Origin of the sequence: Streptomyces sp. NPDC012835, from assembly GCF_042900885.1 — a bacterium.
Classification (GTDB): Bacteria; Actinomycetota; Actinomycetes; order Streptomycetales; family Streptomycetaceae; genus Streptomyces.
Genome location: NZ_JBIBBW010000008.1, coordinates 126,057 through 151,633 on the forward strand (window position 1 = coordinate 126,057; position 25,577 = coordinate 151,633).

Here is a 25,577-nt window from a genome sequence, read left to right on the forward strand (position 1 = left end):
ACCGGACAGTCCCGCTCCTCCGGGGAGGAGCGGGACGGCGGGGCCCGGCCGGCGGGCACCCCGGGGAGGGCGGGGACCGGTCTTGCGCCGGTCCCCCGCCGAGCGCTACCTGTGCCCGAACCACCCCGCGGCCGGGAGCAGTTCGGTGTCGTAGCCGAACAGGGCCTGGTTCTCCCAGGCGTTGCCCGAGGCCGGGTCCTGCGGGTCCCAGCCGCTTCCCTTCACCGCCGTCCAGGCGGGCTCCCAGTAGACGACTCCCAGTCCGCGTCCGCCGGGGACCGCCTCGACGACGTTCATCACGTCGCGCAGATTGGCGGCCTGCCCGGCCGGTGTGGCCGGGTAACCCGCCGCCAGCTGGGCGGAGGTGGCGATGTTGTTCTCCAGGAAGTCACCGTTGGCCAGGGTGTGCGCGTACGCGGTCTCGGCCACCAGGACGGGCTTCCCGTAGCGCGCCGCCGCGTCGTCCAGATTGGCCTGGAGGCCGGAGAGCGGGCCGTGCCAGTAGCTGTAGTAGGAGAGCGCGATCACGTCGAACGGCACCTGGCGCGCCACCGCCTGGTCGAACCACCAGCGGGTGCCCGCGTTGTCGCCGCCCTCGGCCAGATGGAGGGCGACCCGGGTGGACGAGGAGACGGCCTTGGCCGCCTGGGCGCCCGAGGTGAGCAGCCCCGCGAGCTGGGTCCAGTTGTCGGTGGATCCCTCCGGCCAGAGCATGCCGCCGTTGATCTCGTTGCCGATCTGCACCATGTCGGCGGTGGTGCCCTGCGTCTTGAGGGCGTTCAGGACGTCGTAGGTGTGGTCGTACACGTCGGTGCGCAGCCGGCTGTACGTATGCGAGGCCCAGGCCGCCGGCTTGGTCTGATGGGCGGGGTCGGCCCAGCGGTCCGAGTAGTGGAAGTCGACGAGGATCTTCATGCCCTCGGCCTTGGCCCTCTTGGCCAGCGCGAGGACGCGTGTCTTGTTGTTGTAGCCGTCGGCGGGGTCGACCCAGACCTTGATCCGGACGTGGTTCATGCCCGCGCCGCGCAGGATGCCCAGGGCGTTGCCGCTCGCGCCCGTGGCGCTCCGGTACGTCGCTCCGAACGCCTCGTTCTTGGGGAGCGTCGAGAGGTCCCCGCCCTTGACGCCGAGGCCCGTCGAGCCGGGGGCGAAGGCGAGGTCGTCGAAGTTGGCCCACTCCCCCGCGTGCGCGTCGGAGTTGAGGCTGACGGTGCAGCTGCCGCCGCTCACCCGGATCGAGGTGACGATCCGGATCCACCGGCCGTCGGGGGTGACCGGGAGGTCCGTGCGCTGCTCGGCGCTTCCGCAGTTGCGCAGCGCGATGTAGGCGGAGTTCTGGCCGCCGCTGGAGCGGACCCGGGCGGTGAGTGTGTACATGCCGTCGGTGAGCCCGGTGAGGGCCTGGTACGTCTCGACCTTGTACGCCGAGGCGGACCAGTGGCTGAGGCGGCGGTTGCCGCTGTATCCGCCGCTCTCGCTGAAGGAGGCGGCGTTCTGACCGGCCGCCGAGTAGGTGCCCCAGCCGGCCGGGGTGGCCGTGCCCGTGGCGTCGGCCTCGAAGCCGGGGTTGGTGAGGGTGGTGGCGGCCTGTGCCTGTTGCGCGGGGAGCGCGGTGAGCAGGAGTGCGCCCAGTACGGAGGTCGCGGCGGCTCTGAGGGGGGTGTGCCAGGAGCGTGGTGCGCGATGCATCGTCGATGTCCCTTCGACCGGATGCGGGTGGGTGGCCGGATGCGGGTGGGTGGGGTGGGGAGGGGAGAGGAGAGGAGGGCGGTGCGCGGTGCCGAACGGTGGTGCGGCTGTGGGGATGTGGTGCGTTGTGTCGCGCACGGGGTCGGCGGCCGGTGCGGCTCCCCGGCTTCGAAGGCGGCTCTCAGGCGTCGAACCGTACGACGCGTACCGCCCCGGCCGGCACGCCGAGCCGGCCGGCGGCCCGTTCACCGGTGAGGAGTTCGGTTCCGTGGGCGGGCAGCGGCACCTTGGCGTCCGTGGCGGTGTGGTTGACGGCGAAGAGGTACTCGCCGCTCTCCCCCGACCGGCGTACCACCTCGACGTCGCGCGGCAGTTCGGCGCGCGGGGCGAGGCGGGCGTCCTCGGAAGCGGCGGCGAGGACGGTGTCGAGCGCGCCGGCGTCCAGCCGGGTGGAGAGGTACCAGGCGGTGCCCTCGCCGAGCTGGTGCCGGGTGACGGCGGGCCGCTCGGCGGTGAGCCCGTCGGCGTACGTCCAGACGGTCTCGGCGCCTCGCGGGACGACGAACTCGGTCCACACGTCGCCGGTCAGCTCGGCCCCTTCGGGCCCGGTGAGGCGGACCCGCTCGCCCGCGCCGAGCGGTGAGAACTCCTCGACGGTCAGACCGAGTACGTCCCGCAGCGGGCCCGGGTGGGCGCCGGGGTGCACGGCGTCGTGCTCGTCGACGATGCCGGAGAAGTACGAGACGACGAGGGTGCCGCCGTTCTCGACGTACCGGCGCAGGTTCTCGCCCGCGGCCTCGGTCGCGAGGTAGAGGGCGGGTACCACGACGAGGGGGTAGGCCGACAGGTCGGCCTCGGGGTGGGCGAAGTCGACGGTCAGGTGCCGGTCGTAGAGCGCCTCGTAGAAGGTGTCGGCCCGTTCACGCGCGTCGTGGTCCTCGCTGGGCCGCCATTCCAGCCGCTGCGCCCACCAGGACTGCCAGTCCCAGACCATGGCGGCGTCGGCGACCGTCCGCGTGCCGCGCACGGTGGCCAGGCTGTCCAGCGCGGCGCCGAGTCCGACGACCTCGCGCCAGACGCGGCTCTCCGTGCCGGCGTGCGGGAGCATCGCCGAGTGGAACTTCTCGGCGCCGCGCCGGGACTGGCGCCACTGGAAGAACAGCGCGCCCTCGGAGCCGCGCGCCACATGGCCGAGGCTGTTCCTGGCCATCTGGCCCGGCGCCTTGGCGGGGTTGCGTGGCTGCCAGTTGACGCCGCTGGTGGAGTGTTCGAGCAGCAGCCAGGGGGCGCCGCCCGCGACGGAGCGGGTGAGGTCGGCGGCCATGGCGAGGTTGACGTGGGTGCGCCGGCCGTCGGTGATCAGGTAGTGGTCGTTGGTGACGAGGTCGACCTCGCGGCCCCAGGCCCAGTAGTCGACCGAGTCGCACTGGCTGAGGGCGGTCATGAAGTTGGTGGTGACGGGGATGCCGGGCGCGTGGCGGTGCAGCAGGTCGCGTTCGCCGACGAAGTTCTCCCGCATGGTGGCGTCGGCGAAGCGCGCGTAGTCGAGGAGCTGGGCGGGGTTGCAGACGGTGGGGGTGGCGCGGGGTGGTTCGATCTCCTCGAAGGAGGCGTAGCGCTGTCCCCAGAAAGCTGTTCCCCAGGCCGCGTTGAGCGCGTCGACGCTTCTGTGTGCGGTGGCCAGCCAGCGGCGGAAGTGGGCGGCGCAGTTCTCGCAGTAGCAGGCGCTGACGGGGACGCCGTACTCGTTGTGGACGTGCCACATGGCGAGCGCCGGATGGTCCGCGTAGCGGCGGGCGAGGAGCTCGGTGATGGTGGCGGCGGCCTCGCGGTAGGCCGGTGAGCTGTGGCAGATCGCGCCGCGCGAGCCGAAGGCGTAGCGCGTGCCCTCCCGGCTGACGGGGAGCGCCTCCGGGTGGGCGCGGTAGAACCAGGCGGGCGGGGCGACCGTGGGGGTGCCCAGGTCGACGCGGATGCCGTGCTCGTGCAGCAGGTCGAGGACCCGGTCGAGCCAGCCGAACTCGTACCGGCCCGGCTCGGGTTCCAGCATGGCCCAGGAGAAGATGCCGACGCTGACCAGGTTGACGCCGGCCTCGCGCATGAGGCGGACGTCCTCCTGCCAGACGGACTCGGGCCACTGCTCGGGGTTGTAGTCCCCGCCGAACGCGAGTCCGTCGAGACCCTGGGGGGTGGTGTCCGGCATGGATGTGCCTCCTGTGCTGCGTGCGGCGGTTGAGCGGCGATCCGACGGTGACCGGCACCCGGTGTGGGAACGTGCACACACAGGGGCGGCGCCTACAGATCCAACATAAGCGCACAGGAACAACCATTGACAAGTGTCCGGAAAGTTTCTCTACTGTGAACGCTCACAGAGCATGGCCGGTCTGCCGCATCCATGGCGGAGACCTTCGTCAGGGGAGTAACACCATGCAATTCACGACGCGACGACGCCTCGTGGCCACGGCCCTCACCATCGCACTCGGCGCGACCGGCCTCGCGGCCTGCGGCTCGGATGACGACGACCCGGAGGCCGGCGGGCCCGTCTCCCTCACCTACTGGGCCTGGGCGCCGGGGATGGACAAGGTGGCGGACCTCTGGAACGCCACCGAGGGCAAGAAGGAACAGATCAAGGTCACGGTGAAGAAGCAGGCGTCCGGCGACGACCTGGTCACCAAGATCATCACGGCGGCCAAGGCCAAGAAGGCGCCGGATCTGGTGCAGGCCGAGTACCAGGCGCTTCCCACCCTGGTCAGCAACGACGTCCTGGCGGACATATCCGGTGAGGTCAAGGACGCCGAGGGCGAGTTCGCGCCGGGCCTCTGGCAGCAGACCACACTCGGTACGGACGCGGTGTACGCCGTCCCGCAGGACTCCGGCCCGATGATGTTCTACTACCGCCAGGACCTCTTCGAGAAGTACGGGCTCACCGTGCCCACCACCTGGGACGAGTTCGCCGCGACCGCGCGCGCCCTGAAGAAGGCGGACCCCTCCAAGGCACTCACCACGTTCTCCAGCAACGACTCCGGGCTCTTCGCCGGACTCGCGCAGCAGGCCGGCGCCCAGTGGTGGACGACCGAGGGCGACTCCTGGAAGGTCGGCATCGACGACGCGGCCACGAAGCGGGTCGCGGAGTTCTGGGGCGGTCTGGTCAAGGACGGCTCCATCGACAACCAGCCCATGTACACGCCGTCCTGGAACAAGGCGCTCAACACCGGCAAGCAGATCGCCTGGGTCAGCGCCGTCTGGGCCCCCGGCACCCTGACCACCGCCGCCCCCCAGACCAAGGGCAAGTGGGCCATGGCGCCGCTCCCGCAGTGGAACAAGGGCGAGCAGCGGACGGGCAGTTGGGGCGGCTCCTCCACCGCCGTCACCAACGACTCGGCCCACAGGAAGGCCGCAGCGCGGTTCGCCGCCTGGCTGAACACGGACAGCGAGGCGCTGGCCGCGCTGGTGAAGGAGGGCGGGATCTACCCGGCCGCCACCTCCGCGCAGACGGGCGGCGCGCTGAGCACCGCGCCCGCGTACTTCTCGAACCAGCCGGACTTCTACACCACCGCCGCCGGGATCGCGAAGACCACGGCGCCCTCCGCGTGGGGACCGAACGTGAACGTCGCGTACACCACGTTCCGTGACTCCTTCGCCCGCGCCGCCAAGGACAGGTCGGACTTCACCGCCGCGCTGACCGCCATGCAGCGGGCCACGGTCGCCGACCTGAAGAAGCAGGGTTTCGAGGTCACCGGGTGAGGGCCACCGAGACGAGCCCGGCGCGCCGCGCGCCGGTCGCTCCCGAGAGCCACGGCGCCGCCCGGCCCCGCCCCGCGCGCGGTCGCGCCGGGCGCCGGGTGCGCGGCGCCCCGTACGCCTTCCTGCTGCCCGCCGTCACACTGTTCGCGCTGTTCTTCGCCCTGCCCATCGGCTACGCGCTCTATCTGAGCCTGCGCAAGGTCGAGGTCAAGGGGCTGGGGCTGGGCAAGGGCGCGCGCAGCGAGGTCTGGGCCGGGTTCGCCAACTACCGGGACGCGCTGTCCGATTCCGAGCTGCTCGCCAGCGCGGGGCGGGTGCTGGGGTACGGGGCGATCGTGGTGCCCTGCATGCTCGGGCTCGCGCTCGTCCTGGCGCTGATGCTGGACGCGGAGCGCACCCGGCTGAGCGGCTTCTCACGGCTCGCGATCTTCCTGCCGTACGCGGTGCCCGGGGTGATCGCGGCGCTGATGTGGGGCTTCCTGTACCTGCCGGACGTCAGCCCGTTCTCCTACCTGCTCGGCAGGGCCGGGCTCCCCCAGCCCGATCTGCTCGACGGCGGGCCGCTGTTCGTGGCGCTGGCCAATATCGCGCTGTGGGGCGGCACCGGCTTCAACATGATCGTGATCTATACGTCGCTGCGCTCGATCCCCGCGGAGATCCACGAGGCGGCCAGGCTGGACGGCGCCTCGCAGCTCCAGACGGCGCTGCGGATCAAGATCCCGATCGTGGCGCCCTCGCTCGTGCTGACCTTCTTCTTCTCGATCATCGCGACGCTCCAGGTGTTCAGCGAGCCCACCACTCTCAAGCCGCTGACCAACTCGCTGTCCACGACCTGGTCGCCGCTGATGAAGGTGTATCAGGACGCTTTCGTCAAGAACGACATCCACGCGGCGGCGGCCACCTCCGTGGTCATCGCCGTCGTGACCCTCGCGCTGTCCTTCGGCTTCCTCAAGACCGTCGGCTCCCGTTCGAACCAGGGAGAGACCCCGTGACCGCTGTCACCACCCGCCGTTCCGCGCCCGCGGCCGGCACCACCCCCGGCACGGCGCAGGGACCGCCGCGCGGCGCCGCCCGGGACGGGCGCCGGATCGCCTGGGTGCCCACCGCGGCGCTGCTGGCCGGCGCCGCTTACTGCCTGCTGCCGGTGGCCTGGATCGCGGTGGCCGCCACCAAGTCCGGCCGGGAGCTGTTCTCCACCTTCACCTTCCTGCCCGGAACCGGTCTCACCGGCAACCTCGCCGACCTGTCCGCGTACCGCGACGGGGTGTACTGGCGGTGGATGGTCAACTCCCTGTTCTACGCGGGGTTCGGCGCGCTGCTGTCCACGGCGGTCTCCGCGCTCAGCGGCTACGCGCTGGCGGTCTACCGCTTCCGGGGCCGCGAGACGATCTTCAACGTGCTGCTCGCCGGGGTGCTGATGCCACCGGTGATCCTCGCCGTACCGCAGTATCTGCTGATGGCGAAGGCCGACATGGCCGACAGCTATCTGTCCGTACTGCTGCCCCTGATCCTCTCTCCGTACGGCGTCTATCTCGCCCGGATCTACGCCACGGCGTCCGTGCCGCCCGACGTGGTCGAGGCGGGCCGGATGGACGGCGGCGGCGAGTGGCGGATCTTCCGGTCGGTGGCGCTGCCGATGATGCTGCCGGGGCTGGTGACGGTGTTCCTGTTCCAGTTCGTCGCCGTGTGGAACAACTTCCTGCTGCCCTACATCATGCTCGGCGACGACCAGAAGTTCCCGGTCACCCTCGGGCTGTACACACTGCTCCAGCAAGGCTCCAACACCCCCGCCCTCTACACGCTGGTGATCACCGGCGCGCTGCTGGCGGTGGTCCCCCTGATCGCGCTGTTCCTGGTCATCCAGCGCTTCTGGAGTCTGGATCTGCTGTCCGGGGCCGTAAAGTCCTGACGCGTGACGCGACAGCCACGATCATGAGAGAACGACAGGTATGAGCCGCACGGGCAGCAACGGCCGGCGCAAGCCGCCGACGATTCACGATGTGGCACGGGAGGCCGGGGTCTCCCGCGGCACCGTCTCACGGGTACTCAACGGCGGCCACTATGTGAGTCCGGCGGCGCAGGAGGCCGTCAACGCGGCGATCCGCAGAACCGGTTACGTGGTCAACCGGCACGCCCGCAGCCTCATCACGGGCCGGTCCGACTCGGTGGCGTTCGTGCTCACCGAGCCGCAGGAGAGGTTCTTCGAGGACCCCAACTTCAATGTCCTGCTGCGCGGCTGCACGCAGGCACTGGCCGCCCACGACATCCCGCTGCTGCTGATGATCGCGGGCACGAAGGACGAACGGCGCCGGATCGCCCGGTACATCACCTCGGGCCACGTCGACGGGGTGCTGCTGGTCTCCAGCCACTCCGGCGATCCGGTCGCCGAGCAACTGCGCGCGGCGAGAGTGCCGTTGGTGGCCTGCGGCAAGCCGCTCGGCCAGGGTCCGAAGGTCAGTTACGTCTCGGCGGACGACCGGGACGGCGCACGGGAGATGGTGCGTCATCTGGTACGGACCGGGCGCCGCCGGATCGCGACGGTGACCGGTCCGCTGGACACCCCCGGGGGCACGGAACGGCTGGCGGGCTACCGCGAGATCCTCGCCGAGTCCGGCCTGGCGGCGGACGAGCGGCTCATCGCCTCCGGGGACTACAGCCGGGCGAGCGGCGAATCCTGCGCCGCGCTGCTGCTGCGCCGCGCCCCGGACCTCGACGCGGTGTTCGTCGCGTCCGACCTGATGGCGCAGGGCGTCCTCACGGCGCTCCAGGACGCGGGCCGCCGGGTGCCCGACGATGTCGCGGTGGGCGGCTTCGACGACTCGCCGGCGGCGCTGGACACCCGGCCGGCGCTCACCACGATCCGTCAGCCGTGGGACCGGATCAGCGCGGAGATGGTACGCGTGCTGCTCGCGCAGATCGGCGGGGAGGAGACCTCCACCGTGACGCTCCCGACGGAACTGGTGGTCCGCGACTCGGCCTAGGAGCGCGGGTGGGATGGACCTCGCGGACACGGCCTAAGCTGGCCGGATGAGCACCGACTTGCGGGACAGGCTGCGGGAGATCCAGGACGCCCTCGGCGTCGTCGACGGCCCCGAGGCCGTCGAACGGGCCGGTGACCTCGGCGCGCACGCGGACGCGATCGAACGGTGCGCGGCGGAGCTGACGGCCGAGGGCGAGGAGCCGGGCGAGGCGGCCGAGCGGCTGACGGGGGCGGCCAAGGCGGTGCGCCGGGCGGCGAAGGCGGCGGAGAGGTTCCGCGTCAACCCGCTCACCCGGGACTTCTCCCGGGGGCGGTTCACGCTCGCCACCGGGCAGGCGCGGGTCCGGCTCGGCGGCGCGATCGACGTACTGGACGGGGTGCCGGACGCCCCGTAGAACCTGCGGCACCGGCGGTCCTGAGCGGCTCACTCCCCTTCCGGCAGCCGGTGGCCGCACCCGCCGCAGAACCTCGCGTCGCTCTCCGGCGCGAGCCGTCCGCAGTCGGCGCACGCCCGGTCCCGCCGGCGCCGTGGCCCGCCGCCCTCCGAGGAGCGCGCCCGGGAGACGGACAGGCCCGGGCGGCGCGGGTGGGCGGTCAGGAAGACCAGGCCGCTGTCGCCGGCGCCCAGGGAGCGGTACGAGGTTCTGGGCAGCCAGACGACCGAGTGCGGGGTGAGGCGCTGGCGGCCGCCCGGCGTGCCGAGGTATCCGTCGCCGTCGAGGACGACGAGGAGGACGTCGAGCACGTCGTCGCTGTGCTCGGCCACCGCACCGCCGGGCGGCAGCCTGACGACGTTGGCGTCCATGCCGCGTCCCCGTTCGGCGAGTCTCCACAGGGCGCCCTGCTGCCCGGGGGCCGATCGGGCGAGCTGCTCGTCCAGGGTCATGAGAACGGTGGCGGTAGCGGGCTGCGTCACGGACGCGTGCCTCCTGATGAATGTGCGGTGGGACAGCCCGTCGATCGTACGGCCCGCCGCGCCCGCGTCCGGCCGCGGGACAATTCCTCGGCCACGGAAACGGGCCGCCCGCACCACGCGGCGTGGGGGTGGAACCACTGTGCGCTCGCGTGCAGTTGAGGCCGGCCGGCACAGGGGAGCGCTTACCGCCGACGACACCGGGCAGGCGGGCGGGCCGCCCCTGTCGGACGAGCGCACGGGGCCACGGATACGGCCACGCACCGGCCGGGTGACCCGCGAGCGGGACCCGTGGGAGCGCCGGGGCGTCGCGTCGTGCCCGGACACAGCCCCGCGATCCGCAATAGTGCGGGGAGCAACGGCATTTCGTGAACGGAGCCCCGCCATTCCCCGCGCACCGCACCCCTTACCGCCCCCGGCACCGCTCCCGACGCTGGTGTCGGGGCCGCTGCCCCCGCCCTCACCCGCCGTCCGGGCGCACGCCTTCGCCCCCGCCCTGGCCGTCGTGGTGCCCGCCGCCCTGGCGCTCGTGCTCGGACTGTGGGGCATCCGGCGCGAGGGCACCCTGTGGGGCGACGAGGCCGTCAGCTACGAGGTGGCTCACCGGACGCTGCCGGAGATCTGGCGCACGCTGGGCCATGTCGACGCGGTGCACGGGCTGTACTACCTGTTCCTGCACGGGGTGTTCGGGGTGTGGGACGGCGGTCTGGTGGCGCTGCGGCTGCCGTCGGTGCTCGCGGTGGCGGCGGGGGCCGCCGGGGTGGCGCTGCTGGGGCGGACGCTCGCCGGGACGCGTGCCGGGCTGCTGGCCGGGCTGGTCTTCCCGCTGATCCCCGCCGTACAGCGGTACGCGCAGGAAGGCCGCTCGTACGCGCTGGTGTGCGCGCTCGTCGTCTGGACGACCTGGCTGCTGACGGCGGCGGTGGGCAGGCCGCGCGGGCGGCGGTGGGCCGCGTACGCCGCCGTCATACTGACCGCCTGTCTGCTGCACGAGTTCGCGCTGCTGACACTGCTCGCCCACGGGGTGACGGTCTTCAGGTCGGGGCCGACGCGCCCGGTGGTCCGTGGGTGGGGTGCGGCGGCGGCGGTGGTGGTCGCGGGCACACTGCCGCTCGCGGTCCTCAGCAGCACACAGTCGTCGCAGGTCAACTGGATCGGCGCGCCCGGCGTCCGGCACACTCTCGGCTTCGCGGCGGTGGTGCTCATCGGGCTCGTGTGTGCGCGCACACCGCCCCGGGCCGCGCTCGTGCCACCGGTGTCGCGGCCGGGGGCAGTCGCGCTGCCGCTGCTGATCCTGCCGACCTCGCTGCTGATGGCGCTGACCCCGCTGCGGGCGCTGTACGTCGAGCGCTATGTCCTCTCGTACACCGCGGCGCTGGCCCTGCTCCTCGGCGTCGCGCTCGACGGGGTGTGGCGGCGGACCCGGCACGGTGACCGCCGCGCCCGTCAGGCCGGGTACGCGGTGACGGCGGGGGCCGGGCTGCTCGCGGTGCTGGCGCTGGTCCCGGTGGGCACGTATCTGCGCACTCCGCAGAGCCGGCAGAACGACGCCACCGCCATCGCCCGCGCGGTGCGTGAGAGCGCGGAGCCGGGCGACGGGCTGATCTTCACACCCGCGCGGCGGCGGGTGTGGACACTGGCGGGGCCGGAGGAGTTCCGCGGTCTCGCCGATCTCGCCCTGGACCGCTCCCCCGTCGCCTCGGGCACCCTGCACGGTACGGAGCTGACGCCGGGCGTCGTCCGGGCCCGGATGCTGGCCGCCCGCAGGATCGTCGTGGTGCATGACATCGCCGGTGAGCCACTGGATTCGGCGGACCGGGAGAGCGTCAAACGCTCGACCCTCCGGGCGGCTTTCGAACCGTGCGGCACCCGTCGGGTGACGCGGGCTCAGATCACGCTCTACGCCCGTCCGGGAACGTGCTGACCCGTGGAATCCGCCGGGGGGCGTGGCGACTCTCCCCCACCGCGGGTCACCTGGCGTACAGCGGGGTGCCGAACCCCGGTCGGTCGAACCCGACGCCGTCGGCCCCGTGGTCACCGCCGCCGCCCTCGGGACGGACGCTCTCCGCGATGGCAATGATGGCGGTGATGTACGGGACGGAGAGGGCGGCGCCGGAGTTCCTAGGCCCCCGGCTCCGGCCAGGTCTCCGGCCGCCAGATGCCGGACCGGGTGAGCGAGGCGGGGCAGTGCCGGAATATCTCGTCGATCTCGATGACCAGGGCCAGCCGGGGGCGTTGGCCTTTGAGCGTCATCGTGTCGAAGAACGGCGCGTCGGTGAGGATCCGGGCCCTGCCGTTGACCCGCAGGATCTCCTTGCCGCCGGGGACGAGATGGAGGAGGCCGACGTGCGGGTTGTCCAGGATGTTGTGGAAGCTGTCGGCCCGGCGGTTGCCCGGGCGGTCCGGGACGGCGAGAGTCCGGTCGTCGAGGGCCTGGACGAATCCGGGGACGTCGCCGCGCGGTGAGGCGTCGCAGTTGCCCCGGCTGTCGGAGGTGGACAGCAGACAGAACGAGGAGCGGGAGAGCAGCTCCAGATCCTCGGGGACCAGCCGGGTGCGGACCTTGTCGATGACGATCGGATGCGGTTCGCCGAGCAGTTCCCGCAGCTCGGCGGCGGACCCGAGCGCGCGGTGGCCCGTACGCTCCGCGGCGGCGGTGTCTGTGGTCGCGGGGCTGGGCACGGCGTCTCTCCCGGATGGGGGTGGCACTACGGTGTTCCGTGAATGTTAGGCTCACCTTACTTTATGACCTGAATCAGGGGTTCCGCGGGCGGTCCACCGTACGCGGGGATGCACAGTGAGGGCACTTCAGATGCACCGTGGTGGCACACTCCACACGAAGGCCCGTCCGGCGTGACGACACGATCATCGGTGGACGCCCCGCCGCGCGAGGCCGGGCGTCCGGTGCGCGGCCGCCCGCTGCTCGCCCTGGGGCTGGTGACGGCCCTGCTGGCGCTGGTGGCGGTGGCCTGGGCGAGTCTTCTGTTCGGTTCCGGGGACGTCACAGCGGGCGATGTACTGCACGGCCTGTTCGATCCCGATCTGTCCGTCAAGGGTCAGCTGATCGTGCGGGAGGAACGGATTCCGCGCACGGTCGCCGGTCTGATGACGGGCGCCGCGCTGGGGCTGGCCGGTTCGGTCATGCAGGGCGTCGCGCGCAACCCGCTGGCCGATCCCGGCATCCTCGGCGTCAACGCGGGTGCCTCGGTGGCCGTGGTGTTCGGTATCGGGGTGCTGGGTCTGACGGAGCCGGGTCAGTACATCTGGTTCGGTTTCCTCGGCGCGCTCCTCGCGGCCGTGCTGGTCTACAGCATCGGATCGCTGGGCCGGGAGGGCGCGACGCCGGTGAAGCTCGCGCTGGCCGGTGCCGCGACGAGTGCCATCCTCGGGTCGTTGACGACCGCGCTGCTGCTCAGGGACCGCATGCTCTTCGACCGGTTCCGTTACTGGAAGGTCGGTTCGCTGTCGGGCCGGGACCCCGACCTGCTCTGGCAGGCGCTGCCGTTCATCGTCGTGGGTGTGGTGTTCGCGCTGGGGCTGGGGCCCCGTCTCAACGCCCTGTCGATGGGTGACGACATCGCGCGGGCGCTGGGTCAGCGGGTCGGGGCGGCCCGGCTCGGGGCGGCCGCCTCGGTGGTGCTGCTGTGCGGCGCGGCCACGGCGATCGCCGGGCCGATCGGCTTCGTCGGGCTGATCGTGGCGCACGCGGCGCGGCTGGTCACCGGTCCCGACTACCGCTGGATCCTGCCGTACAGCGTGCTGCTCGCGCCGGTCCTGATCCTGGTCTCCGACATCGTGGGCCGGGTCGTCCTTCAGCCGGGCGAGGTGCAGGTCGGGATCGTGACGGCGGTCATCGGCGCCGTGCCGTTCCTCGTCCTGGTCCGTCGTCGCAAGCAGGTGGAGTTGTGAGGGAAGGAACGGCGGAGCGCCCGGCGGGCGCGGACGCTCCTCGGGACGAGCGGCTGGCCGGCGCCGTGCGGGATGTCGTACGGGTACGACGGGCCGGCCGGGCCCGGGCCACGGCGGTCTCCCTCGCGCTGTCCGCCGCCGTGTTCGCCGCGCTGTGTCTGGCGCTGGCCTACGGCGATCTGATGATCCCGGTCGGGGACGTGATCGCCACGCTCGCGGGCGGCGGGGACGCGGGGACGCAGTTCGTCGTCCTCGAACTGCGGCTGCCCCGGGCGCTGATCGGCCTGCTGGTCGGTGCTGCGTTCGGTCTGTCGGGCGCGGTGTTCCAGACGCTGCTGCGCAATCCGCTGGCCAGTCCGGATGTGATCGGCATCAGCGCGGGCGCCAGCGCCGCGGCGGTGCTCGCCGGGGTGACCTTCGGGGCGTCCGGTTACGCGCTGTCCGCCTCGGCCGTCGTCGGAGCCCTGCTGTCCGCCGCGGCGATCTACGCGCTGGCCTGGCGCGAGGGGATCGCCGGATACCGGCTGGTGCTGGTCGGCATCGGTATCAACGCGGCCCTGTCCAGTGTCATCTCGCATCTGCTGACCAGTTCGGACGTGGCCGTCGCGCAGAACGCGCTGGCGTGGCTGACGGGCAGCCTCAACGGCCGTTCCCGGGAGCAGTTCTGGCCGCTGCTGGGCTCGCTGGTGCTGCTCGTGCCGGCCACGTTCGCGGCGGCTCGGTCGCTGCGGGCGCTGCAACTGGGCGACGACACCGCGATGGGGCTCGGCAGCCGGGTGGAGCGCGGGCGGCTGGTGCTGATCGCCTGCGCTGTGGCGCTGGCGGGTGTGGCGACCGGCGCGGCGGGCCCGGTGACCTTCGTGGCCTTCGTGGCCGCGCCGATCGCCCGGCGGCTGGTGCCGCGTCAGGGTGCCGCCCTGCTGCCCGCCGCGCTGACCGGTGCGCTGATCGTGCTGCTCGCGGACTTCGCGGCGCAGCATCTGCTGGGCTCCACGCAGTTCCCGGTGGGTGTCGTGACGAGTGTGATCGGCGCCCCCTATCTGCTGTGGCTGCTGGCCGGCGCGAACCGGGTGGGCAAAGGCGGATGAACGACGGAAACGGAAGGATCTGCACATGAGTGCGGAGCACACTCTCCAGGCGCGTGATGTCCGGCTCGGCTACGACGGGCGTGAGGTCGTCAGGGGGCTGAGCCTCGACATCCCGCCGGGCGGGATCACCATGATCGTGGGTCCGAACGCGTGCGGGAAGTCCACGCTGCTGCGGTCCATGGCCCGGCTGCTCGCCCCCTCCTCGGGGAGCGTGCTCCTGGACGGCAGGAGTGTGCACGCGATGCCGACCAAGGAGGTCGCCGCGGTGCTCGGCATCCTGCCGCAGAGCCCGGTGGCGCCCGACGGGATCACGGTGAGCGATCTGGTGGGCCGGGGCCGCTATCCGCACCAGGGCTGGTTCCGGCGCTGGACCGCCGAGGACGACGAGGCGGTGGCGCGGGCGCTGCTGGCCACCGACGTACTGGAACTGGCCGCGCGGCCCGTGGACGAGCTCTCCGGCGGCCAGCGGCAGCGGGTGTGGATCGCGATGGCGCTCTCGCAGCGTACGGACATCCTGCTGCTGGACGAGCCGACGACCTTCCTCGACATCAGCCACCAGCTCGATGTGCTGGATCTGCTGACGGATCTCAACCGCGAGTTCGGCTCCACCATCGCGGTGGTGCTGCACGACCTCAATCTGGCCTGCCGGTACGCGGATCATCTGATCGCGATGAAGGACGGGCGCATCGTGGCGGAGGGGGCTCCGGCGGAGATCGTGACCGCGTCCCTCGTGACCGAGGTGTTCGGGATGCGCTGCTCGGTGGCCGAGGACCCGGCGTCCGGGACTCCGATGATCGTGCCGATGGGGCGTCATCACATCACCCGGACACCGGCACTAGCGGAGCCGTACCCCGCGACCGCCGAATAATGCAGGTTAGGTTACCCTAAGTTCATGTCATCACAGCAGACCCTCTCCACTCCTCCAAGACGCCCTTCCCGGCGGGCCGCGCCCGCCGCGTGGGCCGTGGTCAGCGCCCTGGTCGTCGGCCTCCTCGCCGCCTGCGGCTCGTCCTCATCGGACGCGGACGACACCTCGTCGGACGCCACGTCCGCCGCGAGCGGCGCCTTCCCGGTGAAGGTCGCGACCAAGTTCGGTGACATCACCGTCCCCGAGCAGCCCAAGCGCGTGGTCGCGCTGGGCTGGGGCGACGCCGAGGCCACGCTGGCGCTCGGTGTGCAGCCGGTCGGGGCCAGTGACTGGCTGGCGTTCGGCGGCGACGGTGTCGGGCCGTGGGCCAAGGGGCTCTACAAGGAGAGCCCGCAGATGATCGGCACCCTGGAGCCGGAATTCGAGAAGATAGCGGCGCTCAAGCCCGATCTGATCCTGGACACCAAGTCCAGCGGCGCTCAGGAGCGTTACGACACCCTCAGCAAGATCGCTCCCACGATCGGCGTCCCGAAGGGCGGCGACCAGTACAAGATCTCGTGGAACAAGCAGACCCAGATGATCTCGGCCGCGCTCGGCATTCCCGACAAGGGCAAGGAACTCATCTCCGACACGGAGAAGAAGTTCGCGGAATCGGCCGCCGCGCACCCCGAGTTCAAGGACAAGACGATCACCGTCGGTTCGCGTACCGCCAGCGCGTGGGGCGCCTATGTGCACGGCACGGGCCGCGTCGACTTCGTCGAGCGTCTCGGGTTCAGGAACAACCCGGCCGTCGAGGCCAAGTCGGGCGACTCGTTCTCGATCACCATCTCCCGCGAGAACCTGGATCTGCTGAACGCCGATCTCACCGTCATGGCGCCCATCGGCATCGACGCGAAGAAGATCTCGGACGACCCGCTGTACAAGGCCGTCCCCTCCGTCAAGGCGGGTCACTCGGTGGTGTTCGACGACGAGACGCTCAGCTCTGCGTTCGCGACGGACTCGGTGCTCTCGGTGGCGTACGCCCTGGAGAAGGTCGTCCCGCTGTTCGCCGCGCCGCTCAAGTAGCCCCCGGCGGGCTCTGCCCCGACTCCTCCCCCGCCCACCCGCTCGTGCACGGCGGAGGGGGGGGGGGGGGGGGGGGGGGGGGGGGGGGGGGGGGGGGGGGGCCCCCCCCGGGGGGGCCCCCCCCCCCCCCTGCCGTCCCGCCTCGGCGGAGGCTGATATTTCTGTCGGGTGAATACCATCGCCGCCGAGATCGTCTCCGTCGGGCTGCTGCTCGGCGTGCTGGCCTTCGCGGTCGTCCGGCCACGCGGCATGCCCGAGGCGGTCGCCGCCGTACCCGCCGCACTGCTGGTCATCGTCCTGGGCGCGGTCCCGACCGCGGACGCCTGGGCGCAGACCCGCACCCTGCTGCCGGTCGTCGTCTTCCTCGCGGCCGTCCTGGTGCTGGCGCAGCTCTGCGCCGAGGAGGGGCTGTTCGCCGCCGCCGGGGATCTGGTGGCCCGGGTCTGCGGCGGCCGACCGCGCCGGCTGCTCGGCGGGGTGTTCGCTGTCGCCGCCGTCATCACCGCCGTACTGAGCCTGGACGCCACGGTCGTGCTGCTCACCCCGGTGGTCTTCGCGACGGCCGCCCGGGTCGGCGCACGGCCCCGGCCGCACGTCTACGCCTGTACGCACCTCGCCAACTCCGCGTCCCTGCTGCTGCCCGTCTCCAACCTCACCAATCTGCTGGCGTTCACCGCGAGCGGGCTCTCCTTCACCCGGTTCGCCCTGCTGATGGCACTGCCGTGGCTGGTGGCGATCGTCGTCGAGTACGTCGTCTTCCGCCGCTTCTTCGCCGCCGATCTGGCCGCCGGGGCGCATGAGCCGAGGACGGACGAGCGCCGGCCGCTGCCGGTGTTCACGCTGGTCGTGCTCGGGCTGACCCTGGCGGGGTTCGCGCTGACCTCGTTCGCGGGGATCGAGCCGCTGTGGGCGGCCGTCGCCGGGGCCGCCGTCCTGGCCGCGCGTGCGCTGCGGCAGCGCCGTACGACCGTCACAGGGCTGGTCCGCGCGGCCTCCCCGCTGTTCTGCCTGTTCGTCCTGGCACTCGGCGTCGTCGTCAAGGCGGTCGTGGACAACGGTCTGGACAGCGGGATCGGATGGCTGCTGCCGGACAGCTCCTCGCTGCTCTCCCTGCTGGCGATCGCCGGGATCGCCGCCGTCCTGTCGAACGCGATCAACAACCTCCCGGCGATCCTGGCGCTGCTGCCGGTGGTCGCGCCCGCCGGCCCCGGGCCGGTGCTGGCGGCGCTGATCGGCGTCAACCTCGGTCCGAATCTGACCTATGTCGGTTCGCTGGCCACCCTGCTGTGGCGGCGCATCCTGCACGAGCACGACAGCGAGGCCGAACTCGGCGCGTTCACCCGGCTCGGTCTGCTGACCGTGCCCGCCACGCTGGTGATGTCTACGGTGGCCCTGTGGGGCACGCTGCGACTGATCGGATGACGACCGGAGGCTGACGCCGTGACCGTACCGCCGCCGGGCGACCGGACACCCGGCCGGGCGCCCGAATCCGCGCCCGCCGCCGCGCCCTCCCCGCCCGGGGCCGCCCCGGACGGGGACGCGCGCACGACCGTGGTCGTGTGGATCACCGAATCCACCTGGCCGGCCTGTGTGGACGCGGCCCGCGCCCGTGCCCCGCACGACGACGTGGTGCTCCTCCATGTCGGCGACGAGGAGGTGGTCGCCGCCGCGCACCGGGCCTACGCCGGACTCCTCGGCCGGGGCCACCACCCGGACCGCGATCCGGGCGCGCGTCTCGAAGCCCTCGCCGGCCCGGCCGCCGCCGACCTGCTGGAGGCCGCGGCGCACCGGCTGGGACGGCCCTGCGAACTCCTCGAACACCACGGCCGGGTGGAGCACGAGGTGGTACGGGCGGCCGCCGGCGCCGGTCTGCTCATCTGCGCCCGCGACGGCGAACCGGGCCGCCCCGGGCCGCACAGCCTGGGCCGGGCCACCCGCTTCGTGGTGGACCACGCGGCCTGCCCGGTGCTGCTGGTGTGGCCGTACGGCGAGTAGCCCTCGGCGGCGGGCGCGGTCCGTCGCCCGCCGTGAGCGGGGAGTGTGCGCCCGGTGGGGGGTGGTTCCCTCCGGGGGCGTTCACCCGGCCGACGCCCCGGGGTCTTCCCGTTGCCACCCGCGGTCACTACCGTCCCGAGGCATGTCACCGGAGATTTCGCGCAGAAGAATGCTCACCCTCGGCTCTGGCGCCCTGGGAGCGGCGGCGATGGGGTCGGTGCTGCCGCCGTCCCTGCGGACGGCGCTCGCCGCCGGGCCCCCGCCCGGCGGGATGGGCGCGATCAGGCATGTGGTGATCCTGATGCAGGAGAACCGTTCGTTCGACCACTACTTCGGCACACTGCGCGGTGTGCGGGGCTTCGGCGACCGCAACGCCGTCGAACTGCCCTCGGGCAAGCCGGTCTTCGCGCAGCCGGGGCCGTCCGCCCCGGTGCTGCCGTTCCCGGTCCGGGACGCCGCCGAGGCGCAGCGCAAGGATCTCCAGTACATCGGGGCGCTCGACCACTCGTGGAACGGCGGGGCCGCCGCCTGGCACAACGGGTGGATGGACGGCTGGATCTCCGCCAAGACGGCCGCCACCATGGCGTACTACGACCGGCGTGACCTCCCGCTGCACTACGAACTGGCCGACACGTTCACGGTCTGCGACGCGTACCACTCGTCCGTCCACTCCTCGACGAGCCCCAACCGCAACCACCTGTGGAGCGGCTGGACCGGCTTCGAGGCCGACGGCCGGCGGGCCGTCGGCAACGACGCGTACGAGGAGGGCACCCACCCGGGCTACCCCTGGCCGACCTACGCCGAGCGGCTGGAGAAGGCGGGCCGGAGCTGGCGGACGTACACCGAGTGGGAGAACTTCACCGACAACAACATCGAGTTCTTCACCGTCTTCAAGGACATTGCCCGCAAGGCGCTCGCCAGGGCGCGTGAGCTGCCGAACCAGCCCGGGGCCGCCGGATTCACCTATATGGAGGCGTTCTACGCCGCCGTGCGCGGCACCCAGGACCCGGAGCGGCGCCGACGGCTGCTGGCCGCGCTGGAGGAGGGAGTCGCCACGCTGAACGCCCGTGAGCGCTCGCTGTTCGAGCGCGGGCTGCGACGCGTCGAGAGCGGCACTCTGGCCGAGCGGTTCCGGGCCGACGTGGCGGCGGGAACGCTGCCCGAGGTGTCCTACCTGGTGCCGTCGGCGGCCGACTCGGAGCACCCCGGCTCCTCGTCCCCGGTCGCCAGCGCCGGGCTCGTCTACCAGGTGCTCGACGCGCTCGGCGCGCATCCCGAGGTGTGGCGGCACACCGTCGTACTGGTCAACTACGACGAGAACGACGGCTTCTTCGACCATGTGCCGCCGCCCGTCCCGCCCCTGGACGACCCCGACGAGCGCTGGGAGGGGCGGCCGACCGGACTCGGCATGCGGGTCCCGCTGCTCGTCGTCTCGCCCTGGACCGTGGGCGGCCATGTCTGTTCGCAGGTCTTCGACCACACCTCGGTCATCCGCTTCCTGGAGAAGTGGACGGGGGTGGCCGAGCCGAACATCACCCCGTGGCGCCGCACCGTCACCGGCGACCTGACCTCGGCGTTCGACTTCAGTGGAGGCCGCTCCCAGCCCGCGGTGGAACAGCCGGCCGCGGTGCCGCCGTTCACCGGCCGCTGGGCGCCCGTCCCCCCGGCCGAACAGCGGATGCCGGTACAGGAGCCCGGCGTACGGCCGGCCAGACCGCTGCCGTACCAGACCGACGCGTACGGCCGGATAGGCGCCGGCGGCCGTTCCTTCGAGGTCGTGCTCAGCAATACGGGACGCGCGAGCGCCCACTTCGCGCTCTACCCGTACGCCGCGGAGTTCGCCATTCCGCAGCACCGCGATGTAAGGGGCACCGCGCAATGGACGGTGCCCCTTACCGGCCGGGACGGAGTGCGGCGCGACGCCTACCGGTTCACCGTCACCGGACCGAACGGCTTCCGCCGCGAGTTCGCCGGGCCGGTGGCCGGTCACGGCGCCGAGGTCTCCTCGTCGATCGACCACCACGACCGCGATCTGCACCTCACCCTGCGCAACCGGGGCGAGCGGCCCCTCACCTTCACCGTGCGTCCCCTCGGCTATGTGGACGACGCCGATCTGGACGGCTGGACCCGGCGGATCACGGTGAAGCCGGGCCGCCGCCGTGCCGTCGTGCACTCGGCCGCCGACGCGCACGGCTGGTACGACATCGAGGTCACGGCGGACGGGGCCGCCGGCGCGTCCGTTCCGTTCCGCCGCCGGCTCATGGGACACATCGAGAACGGGCGGGTGAGCGTATCCGGTTGACGGCCCCTCCGCCGCCCCCGAGCGCCACTGTGAGTAACCCCACGAAGCGGACAAACGATCACTATATGCTGCGACAGTAGCTCTCCGTAGGTCACGCGTTCTTCGCGGGCTCCTCCCGACGGGCTGTTCCCGACGAAGACCCACGACTCCAGGGAGCGGTCCGTTGGCAGCCCTCGCGCGCTGGTGCGTCCACCACCGGCTCCTCACCGTGCTCATCTGGCTGTTCGCGCTCGGCGGCGTCTCGACGGCCGCCCTGGTGACGGGCTCCGCTTACTCCGACGACTACGAGGTCCCCGGCACCGAGTCAGGTGAGGCCACCCGGCTCCTCGACAGCGGGTTCCCCGGTCTGGGCGGGGACGGCGACACCATCGTCTGGCACACCGGCGCGGGTGACACGCCGGGGAGCCGGCCGTACGGGTCGGTGCGCGCGACCGAGGTCGAGCTGCGGACCGGTGAGATGCTCGGCAGGGTGGCGAAACTGCCGGGCATCGCGTCCGTCGTCAGCCCGTACTCCGCCGAGGGCGGGGAACAGATCAGCGCCGACGGGCAGACGGCCTACGCCCGGGTGACATTCGACCGCCCGGCCGACTCCGTCCCCGAGGCGGCGGCCCGCGCCCTGGTCGACACCGCCAAGGGCGCCGGGGCGGAGGGGCTCCGGGTCGAACTCGGCGGCAGCGCCGTCGCGCTCACCGAATCCACCACCACGCACACCGCCGAGTTCGTGGGCGTGGCCGTCGCCGCCGTCGTCCTGTTCCTCGCCTTCGGCTCGCTCGCTGCCAGCCTGCTGCCGATCGCGACGGCTCTCGTCTCGGTCGGGACGGCGTACGCGGGCATCGTGCTGCTCGGCCAGGCGATGACGGTCGCCGACTTCGCGCCGATGCTCGGTCTGCTGATCGGGCTCGGCGTCGGCATCGACTACGCGCTGTTCCTCGTGACCCGGCACCGCACGGGCCTCTCCCGCGGCCTGAGCGTCCCGGAGGCCGCCGCCGACGCCGTCGCGACCACCGGCAGGGCCGTCGTCTTCGCCGGCGCCACCGTCTGCATCGCCCTCCTGGGCATGCTGATCCTGCGGCTGGATTTCCTCAACGGCGTCGCGATCGCCGCCTCCCTCACGGTCGTCCTCACCGTCACCGCCTCCGTGACCCTGCTGCCCGCCCTGCTGTCCTTCATCGGCACGCGCGCGCTCAGCCGCCGCGAGCGGGCACGGCTCGCCGCGCACGGACCCGTCACCGAACAGCCGACCGGCTTCGCGGCGCGCTGGTCGCTCTTCGTGGAACGCCGCCCACGCCTGCTCGGCGCCCTCGCCGCCGTGGTGATGATCGCCCTGGCCCTCCCCATGTTCTCGCTCCGGCTCGGCACGTCCGACCAGGGCAACAACCCGTCCACGGCCACCACCCGGCAGGCGTACGACCTGCTCGCCGACGGCTTCGGCCCCGGCGTCAACGGCCCGCTCACCCTGGTCGCCCGGCTGGACGGCGCCGGTGACCGGCTCGCCATGGACCAGCTGCCCGACACCCTGCGGCGGACCGAGGGCGTCGCCTCGGTCGGCCCGATCCTGTTCAACGGCAGCGGCGACCGGGCGCTGCTCACCGTCGTACCGGACTCGGCGCCCCAGGCACGGAGCACCAGCGAACTGGTCGACCGCCTCCGTACGGAGGTGCTGCCCGGCAACGCGAGCGGCACCACACTGAAGGTGTACGTCGGCGGGGTCACCGCGAGCTACGACGACTTCGCCGCGATCATCGTGGGCAAGCTCCCGCTCTTCGTGGGAGTGGTCATCGCCCTCGGCTGTCTGCTTCTGCTGCTCGCCTTCCGGTCCGTGGGCATCCCGCTGAAGGCCGCGCTGATGAACGTGGCCGCCGTCGCCTCGTCCTTCGGGATCGTGGTCGCGGTCTTCCAGTGGGGATGGGGGAGCGAACTGCTGGGACTGGGCAGCGCGGGCCCCATCGAGCCCTTCCTGCCGGTGATCATGGTCTCGGTCCTCTTCGGGCTCTCCATGGACTACCAGGTCTTCCTGGTCGGCCGGATGTACGAGGTGTGGCTGGAGACCGGCGACAACCGGCGGGCCGTACGGGTCGGACTCGCCGAGACCGGCCGGGTGATCAACTCGGCGGCGGTCATCATGATCTCGGTCTTCCTGGCCTTCGTCCTCAGCGGCGACCGGGTCATCGCGATGTTCGGCATCGGGCTGGCGGCGGCCGTGGCGCTGGACGCCTTCGTCCTCCGTACGCTGCTGGTCCCGGCCCTGATGCATCTGCTCGGCGGCGCCAACTGGTGGCTGCCGCGCCGCGTGGACCGCTGGCTGCCCCGGATCAGCATCGAGGCGCCCGCCCGGCGCGGGCCCGCCGGGATTCCCGGCGCGCGCGAGCAGGAGGAGAGCCCGCTGGTCCGATGAGGGGCGCGTTGTCAAGGGGCGGGTCCTGATGGGTTCCGTGGTTCTCAGAAAGCTCTCAGACGCGGCCCCTAGCGTGCGACGTATGAACCCCACACCCGAGACCGAGACCCCCGAGCGGACAACGGCCGACGCGAACGACGCGAACCCGCCGCCAAGGACCTGACCAAGGAGACGGCCGACGGGACGGCCGAGAACCCGGCCGAGGACGCCACCCCGGCCGCCGAAGCTGACCCCACGAGCGGCGCGGACAACGACAGCGACCACGACCACGACGACGACGGCGACGACGAGGCCGTGGACGACGCGGCGGCCCCGGCCACCGGCGGCTCCTCCGGACTCGGCGCCGCCTCGGCGGCCGTCCTCGCGGTCTGCCTCGGCATCGTCGCCCTCACCGGCACCTGGAGCAGCCGGATTCTCGGCGAGCGCCAGGGCCTCGTCGGGCAGCTCAACACCGGGCAGACCGCCTCCACCGAGCAGCAGATCTCCGCGATCTACGGCGACGCCTGGCATGCCACCGCCCTGGTCAACGGCGCCGTCGCGCTGGTGGCGCTGATCATCGGCGCGATCGTGCTCGCGCTGCCGCAGCCCCGTACCGCCTGGGTGCGCCCCTTCGCCCTGGCCGGCGCCGTCCTCGGCCTCCTCGGCCTGCTGATGTCTCTCGGCATGTACTTCGACCTCTTCGCCGCCCTGCCGACCACGGCGTCCTGACCGGGCCGCGCGCCCACCGGCCACCGGCCCCGGGACCCGCCCCGGCCCCTTGAGCCGGAGCCGTGTCCGAGGCCCGGCGGCGAGGCGGGGCCGGCCACCGCGGCATCGTCTCCGACATCCTGGCCGAGCCGGGGGGCTCGGGCGTACGGAGGCCGCGGCCCTCGCTCACCGGCTGCGGCTCTTTCAGCCCCGAGACGTCTTTCCCCCGGCCTCGCCGCCGGATGCAGCGGGGCCTTCCGGTCCGTTCTCCGGTCCGTTTCCGGCGCCGGATTCCGTCGCCGGGGATTCCCGGCCGCCGCAATCGACCGCTTCGGGATCGACCGCCCCGGAATCCACGGCTTCGGAATGGGCCGCCTCGGAATCCACCGGGTCGGAATCCTCGTGGCCGGGCTCCTCCGGGACTCATATCGTGACCTTCCCGGAGGTCAGGTCTATCGGGCCCCGGCCCGGGTCGTTGGGATCGACGTCGACCCGGCTCAACTCCAGCCGCTTCTGTTCGTCACGGGTGTGTTTCCGGCCCGGCGCGAAGATCTCCTCGAACATGTTGAACACGGCGCTTCCCCCTCTCCCGGTCACGCTTCACCGTGCCGCTACCCCACTTTCAGCTGGAGGATCCTGTCGTCCCCCGGCCGCGGTGTGCCCCGGCCGTCCGTGTCGCTGGTGGTCAGCCACACCGTGTCGCCGCCCGTCGCGAGCACCGTACGCAGGCGGCCGTACCGCCCCTTCAGGAACGCCTGCGGGGGCGCGGCGGATTCCCGGCCCGCCAGCGGAACGCGCCAGAGCCGCTCGCCGCGCAGCGCCGCCATCCACAGGGAACCCTCCGCGAACGCGAGCCCGCTCGGCGACGCCTCACCCGGCGGCCACTCCTCCACCGGGTCCACATAGCCCTCGGCGGTGCCGCCCTTTCCCTCCACGTCCGGCCAGCCGTAATTCTTCCCCGGTTCGATCAGATTCAGCTCGTCCCACTTGTCCTGACCGAATTCCGAGGCCCACAGCCGCCCCTGGGCGTCCCAGGCCAGCCCCTGCACATCGCGATGGCCGGTGGAGTACACCACCGAGTCGCCCTGCGGATTTCCGTGCACCGGCTGTCCGTCCGGGGTCATCCGCAGGATCTTGCCGCCGAGCGACTTCTCGTCCTGGGCGAGCGCCGCCTCACCCGCCTCGCCCGTACCCGCGTACAGCATCTTGTCCGGGCCGAAGGCGATCCGGCCGCCGTTGTGGATGGTCCCCTTCGGAATGCCGCGCAGCACGGTGTCCGGGGCGCCCAACTGCTGCCCGGCCGGCTTCTTCTCGTCGTACAGCATGCGGGCGATGCGATTGTCCGAAGCGGTGGTGAAGTACGCGTACACCAGGTGGTCCGAGGCGTACGAGGGGGAGAGCGCGATCCCCAGCAGGCCCCCCTCACCGGCGGGCGCGACGCCGGGCACCGAGCCGATCGTCGTCTTCTCGCCGCGCTTGCCCTCCCGCACGCCGACGCGGGTGATCGTCCCGTCGTCGCGCGAGGAGACCAGCAGATCGCCGTCGGGCAGGGCGGCCAGCCCCCAGGGCGTCCGCAGTCCCCGGGTCAGGGTGGACACCACCTTCGCCGACCCCTTCGCCGGCGCGGCCGACGGACTCGGCGTCCCGTCCTCGGACGGTGCGGCGGCCGGGCTCGACGCCGGGCTCCGGCCGAGATCCGGGGCGCGGTCGGACGAGCATCCGGTGGCCACGAGGAGAGCCGCAGCGGCACATACGGCCGTCACTGCTGAACGCTGCACGGTTCGGGTCCCTTTCGACGAGACGGACAACGACACGAGATGAACGGGACGACTGACTGACGCCGGACGGAAGGCGTACGCGCGGCGGACGGCCGCCGAGAGCCACGACGGACCTGCCCGACCGTTTCCCCCGCCCCTCCCGTCCCCCTGTTTCTTAGCACCGC

At 72.2% G+C, this 25,577-nt stretch carries 21 protein-coding genes; 15 read left to right on the forward strand and 6 right to left on the reverse strand.

Going from position 1 to position 25,577, the window contains the following annotated elements:
• Positions 1 to 105 precede the first annotated feature (105 nt).
• Both ACFY6S_RS27810 and ACFY6S_RS27815 read right to left on the reverse strand, forming a co-directional pair.
• Positions 106 to 1,689 carry an arabinogalactan endo-beta-1,4-galactanase gene (locus ACFY6S_RS27810; protein ID WP_388818401.1) on the reverse strand — a complete coding sequence of 528 codons (1,584 nt, stop codon included), beginning with the start codon at positions 1,687 to 1,689 and terminating at the stop codon, positions 106 to 108.
• Positions 1,690 to 1,870: 181 nt separating this feature from the next.
• Positions 1,871 to 3,892, reverse strand: a complete 2,022-nt coding sequence (locus tag ACFY6S_RS27815) for a beta-galactosidase (RefSeq protein ID WP_388818403.1) — start codon at positions 3,890 to 3,892, stop codon at positions 1,871 to 1,873.
• 224 nt (positions 3,893 to 4,116) lie between these two features.
• On the opposite strand from ACFY6S_RS27815, the gene ACFY6S_RS27820 reads away from it, so the two are divergent.
• The 5 genes from ACFY6S_RS27820 to ACFY6S_RS27840 all read left to right on the forward strand — a co-directional run bounded on the left by ACFY6S_RS27820 (position 4,117) and on the right by ACFY6S_RS27840 (position 8,808).
• Positions 4,117 to 5,433, forward strand: a complete 1,317-nt coding sequence (locus ACFY6S_RS27820; protein WP_388818406.1) for an ABC transporter substrate-binding protein — start codon at positions 4,117 to 4,119, stop codon at positions 5,431 to 5,433.
• 98 nt (positions 5,434 to 5,531) lie between these two features.
• The gene (locus ACFY6S_RS27825; RefSeq protein WP_388819765.1) at positions 5,532 to 6,425 is read left to right on the forward strand and encodes a carbohydrate ABC transporter permease; all 894 of its coding nucleotides are present in this window, start codon (positions 5,532 to 5,534) and stop codon (positions 6,423 to 6,425) included.
• A complete protein-coding gene (locus tag ACFY6S_RS27830) occupies positions 6,422 to 7,342 on the forward strand; it encodes a carbohydrate ABC transporter permease (RefSeq protein WP_388818409.1) in 921 nt (306 codons plus the stop codon). Before ACFY6S_RS27825 ends, ACFY6S_RS27830 begins: the two co-directional genes overlap by 4 nt.
• Before the next feature lie 40 nt (positions 7,343 to 7,382).
• The gene (locus ACFY6S_RS27835; protein WP_388818411.1) at positions 7,383 to 8,414 is read left to right on the forward strand and encodes a LacI family DNA-binding transcriptional regulator; all 1,032 of its coding nucleotides are present in this window, start codon (positions 7,383 to 7,385) and stop codon (positions 8,412 to 8,414) included.
• 46 nt (positions 8,415 to 8,460) lie between these two features.
• On the forward strand, positions 8,461 to 8,808 hold the full coding sequence (locus ACFY6S_RS27840; RefSeq protein ID WP_388818413.1) for a hypothetical protein: 348 nt from the start codon (positions 8,461 to 8,463) through the stop codon (positions 8,806 to 8,808).
• Positions 8,809 to 8,837: 29 nt separating this feature from the next.
• Here the strand turns inward: ACFY6S_RS27840 and ACFY6S_RS27845 are convergent, their stop codons facing one another.
• Positions 8,838 to 9,299 carry a hypothetical protein gene (locus tag ACFY6S_RS27845; protein ID WP_388819767.1) on the reverse strand — a complete coding sequence of 154 codons (462 nt, stop codon included), beginning with the start codon at positions 9,297 to 9,299 and terminating at the stop codon, positions 8,838 to 8,840.
• A 463-nt stretch (positions 9,300 to 9,762) separates the two neighbouring features.
• On the opposite strand from ACFY6S_RS27845, the gene ACFY6S_RS27850 reads away from it, so the two are divergent.
• Positions 9,763 to 11,250, forward strand: coding sequence for a hypothetical protein (locus ACFY6S_RS27850; protein WP_388818416.1), 1,488 nt, complete (start codon positions 9,763 to 9,765; stop codon positions 11,248 to 11,250).
• 197 nt (positions 11,251 to 11,447) lie between these two features.
• On the opposite strand, the gene ACFY6S_RS27855 is transcribed toward ACFY6S_RS27850, so the two are convergent.
• Positions 11,448 to 12,008: an MSMEG_1061 family FMN-dependent PPOX-type flavoprotein gene (locus tag ACFY6S_RS27855; RefSeq protein WP_388818419.1), complete on the reverse strand. Its 561-nt coding sequence runs from the start codon at positions 12,006 to 12,008 to the stop codon at positions 11,448 to 11,450.
• Between the two features lie 171 nt (positions 12,009 to 12,179).
• Here ACFY6S_RS27855 and ACFY6S_RS27860 point away from each other — a divergent pair, with 171 nt between their 5' ends.
• From ACFY6S_RS27860 to ACFY6S_RS27900, 9 genes are all read left to right on the forward strand, one after another.
• Positions 12,180 to 13,235: a FecCD family ABC transporter permease gene (locus tag ACFY6S_RS27860; RefSeq protein WP_388818422.1), complete on the forward strand. Its 1,056-nt coding sequence runs from the start codon at positions 12,180 to 12,182 to the stop codon at positions 13,233 to 13,235.
• Complete coding sequence (locus ACFY6S_RS27865; protein ID WP_388818425.1) at positions 13,232 to 14,323, forward strand: FecCD family ABC transporter permease; 1,092 nt, start codon at positions 13,232 to 13,234, stop codon at positions 14,321 to 14,323. Before ACFY6S_RS27860 ends, ACFY6S_RS27865 begins: the two co-directional genes overlap by 4 nt.
• A gap of 25 nt (positions 14,324 to 14,348) precedes the next feature.
• Positions 14,349 to 15,191: an ABC transporter ATP-binding protein gene (locus ACFY6S_RS27870; protein WP_388818427.1), complete on the forward strand. Its 843-nt coding sequence runs from the start codon at positions 14,349 to 14,351 to the stop codon at positions 15,189 to 15,191.
• A gap of 24 nt (positions 15,192 to 15,215) precedes the next feature.
• Positions 15,216 to 16,256, forward strand: coding sequence for an iron-siderophore ABC transporter substrate-binding protein (locus tag ACFY6S_RS27875; protein WP_388818430.1), 1,041 nt, complete (start codon positions 15,216 to 15,218; stop codon positions 16,254 to 16,256).
• A 168-nt stretch (positions 16,257 to 16,424) separates the two neighbouring features.
• Positions 16,425 to 17,678 carry an SLC13 family permease gene (locus ACFY6S_RS27880; RefSeq protein ID WP_388814690.1) on the forward strand — a complete coding sequence of 418 codons (1,254 nt, stop codon included), beginning with the start codon at positions 16,425 to 16,427 and terminating at the stop codon, positions 17,676 to 17,678.
• 129 nt (positions 17,679 to 17,807) lie between these two features.
• The gene (locus ACFY6S_RS27885; RefSeq protein WP_388817805.1) at positions 17,808 to 18,251 is read left to right on the forward strand and encodes a universal stress protein; all 444 of its coding nucleotides are present in this window, start codon (positions 17,808 to 17,810) and stop codon (positions 18,249 to 18,251) included.
• A gap of 142 nt (positions 18,252 to 18,393) precedes the next feature.
• The gene (locus tag ACFY6S_RS27890; RefSeq protein WP_388814688.1) at positions 18,394 to 20,553 is read left to right on the forward strand and encodes a phosphocholine-specific phospholipase C; all 2,160 of its coding nucleotides are present in this window, start codon (positions 18,394 to 18,396) and stop codon (positions 20,551 to 20,553) included.
• Between the two features lie 163 nt (positions 20,554 to 20,716).
• Positions 20,717 to 22,948, forward strand: a complete 2,232-nt coding sequence (locus ACFY6S_RS27895) for an MMPL family transporter (protein ID WP_388814686.1) — start codon at positions 20,717 to 20,719, stop codon at positions 22,946 to 22,948.
• Positions 22,949 to 23,242: 294 nt separating this feature from the next.
• Positions 23,243 to 23,656: a hypothetical protein gene (locus tag ACFY6S_RS27900; protein ID WP_388814684.1), complete on the forward strand. Its 414-nt coding sequence runs from the start codon at positions 23,243 to 23,245 to the stop codon at positions 23,654 to 23,656.
• A gap of 402 nt (positions 23,657 to 24,058) precedes the next feature.
• Here the strand turns inward: ACFY6S_RS27900 and ACFY6S_RS27905 are convergent, their stop codons facing one another.
• Both ACFY6S_RS27905 and ACFY6S_RS27910 read right to left on the reverse strand, forming a co-directional pair.
• Positions 24,059 to 24,199: a DUF6191 domain-containing protein gene (locus ACFY6S_RS27905; RefSeq protein ID WP_388817802.1), complete on the reverse strand. Its 141-nt coding sequence runs from the start codon at positions 24,197 to 24,199 to the stop codon at positions 24,059 to 24,061.
• A 47-nt stretch (positions 24,200 to 24,246) separates the two neighbouring features.
• Positions 24,247 to 25,398: a PQQ-dependent sugar dehydrogenase gene (locus tag ACFY6S_RS27910; RefSeq protein ID WP_388814682.1), complete on the reverse strand. Its 1,152-nt coding sequence runs from the start codon at positions 25,396 to 25,398 to the stop codon at positions 24,247 to 24,249.
• Positions 25,399 to 25,577: the final 179 nt, after the last annotated feature.

Bases quoted from the DNA above. Each gene is read 5' to 3' on its own strand.
- ACFY6S_RS27815 (WP_388818403.1), bottom strand. From the start codon at position 3,892: ATGCCGGACACCACCCCCCAGGGTCTCGACGGACTCGCGTTCGGCGGG.
- ACFY6S_RS27905 (WP_388817802.1), bottom strand. From the start codon at position 24,199: ATGTTCGAGGAGATCTTCGCGCCGGGCCGGAAACACACCCGTGACGAA.
- ACFY6S_RS27845 (WP_388819767.1), bottom strand. From the start codon at position 9,299: ATGACCCTGGACGAGCAGCTCGCCCGATCGGCCCCCGGGCAGCAGGGC.
- ACFY6S_RS27840 (WP_388818413.1), top strand. From the start codon at position 8,461: ATGAGCACCGACTTGCGGGACAGGCTGCGGGAGATCCAGGACGCCCTC.
- ACFY6S_RS27875 (WP_388818430.1), top strand. From the start codon at position 15,216: ATGTCATCACAGCAGACCCTCTCCACTCCTCCAAGACGCCCTTCCCGG.
- ACFY6S_RS27890 (WP_388814688.1), top strand. From the start codon at position 18,394: ATGTCACCGGAGATTTCGCGCAGAAGAATGCTCACCCTCGGCTCTGGC.
- ACFY6S_RS27835 (WP_388818411.1), top strand. From the start codon at position 7,383: ATGAGCCGCACGGGCAGCAACGGCCGGCGCAAGCCGCCGACGATTCAC.
- ACFY6S_RS27870 (WP_388818427.1), top strand. From the start codon at position 14,349: ATGAGTGCGGAGCACACTCTCCAGGCGCGTGATGTCCGGCTCGGCTAC.
- ACFY6S_RS27820 (WP_388818406.1), top strand. From the start codon at position 4,117: ATGCAATTCACGACGCGACGACGCCTCGTGGCCACGGCCCTCACCATC.
- ACFY6S_RS27810 (WP_388818401.1), bottom strand. From the start codon at position 1,689: ATGCATCGCGCACCACGCTCCTGGCACACCCCCCTCAGAGCCGCCGCG.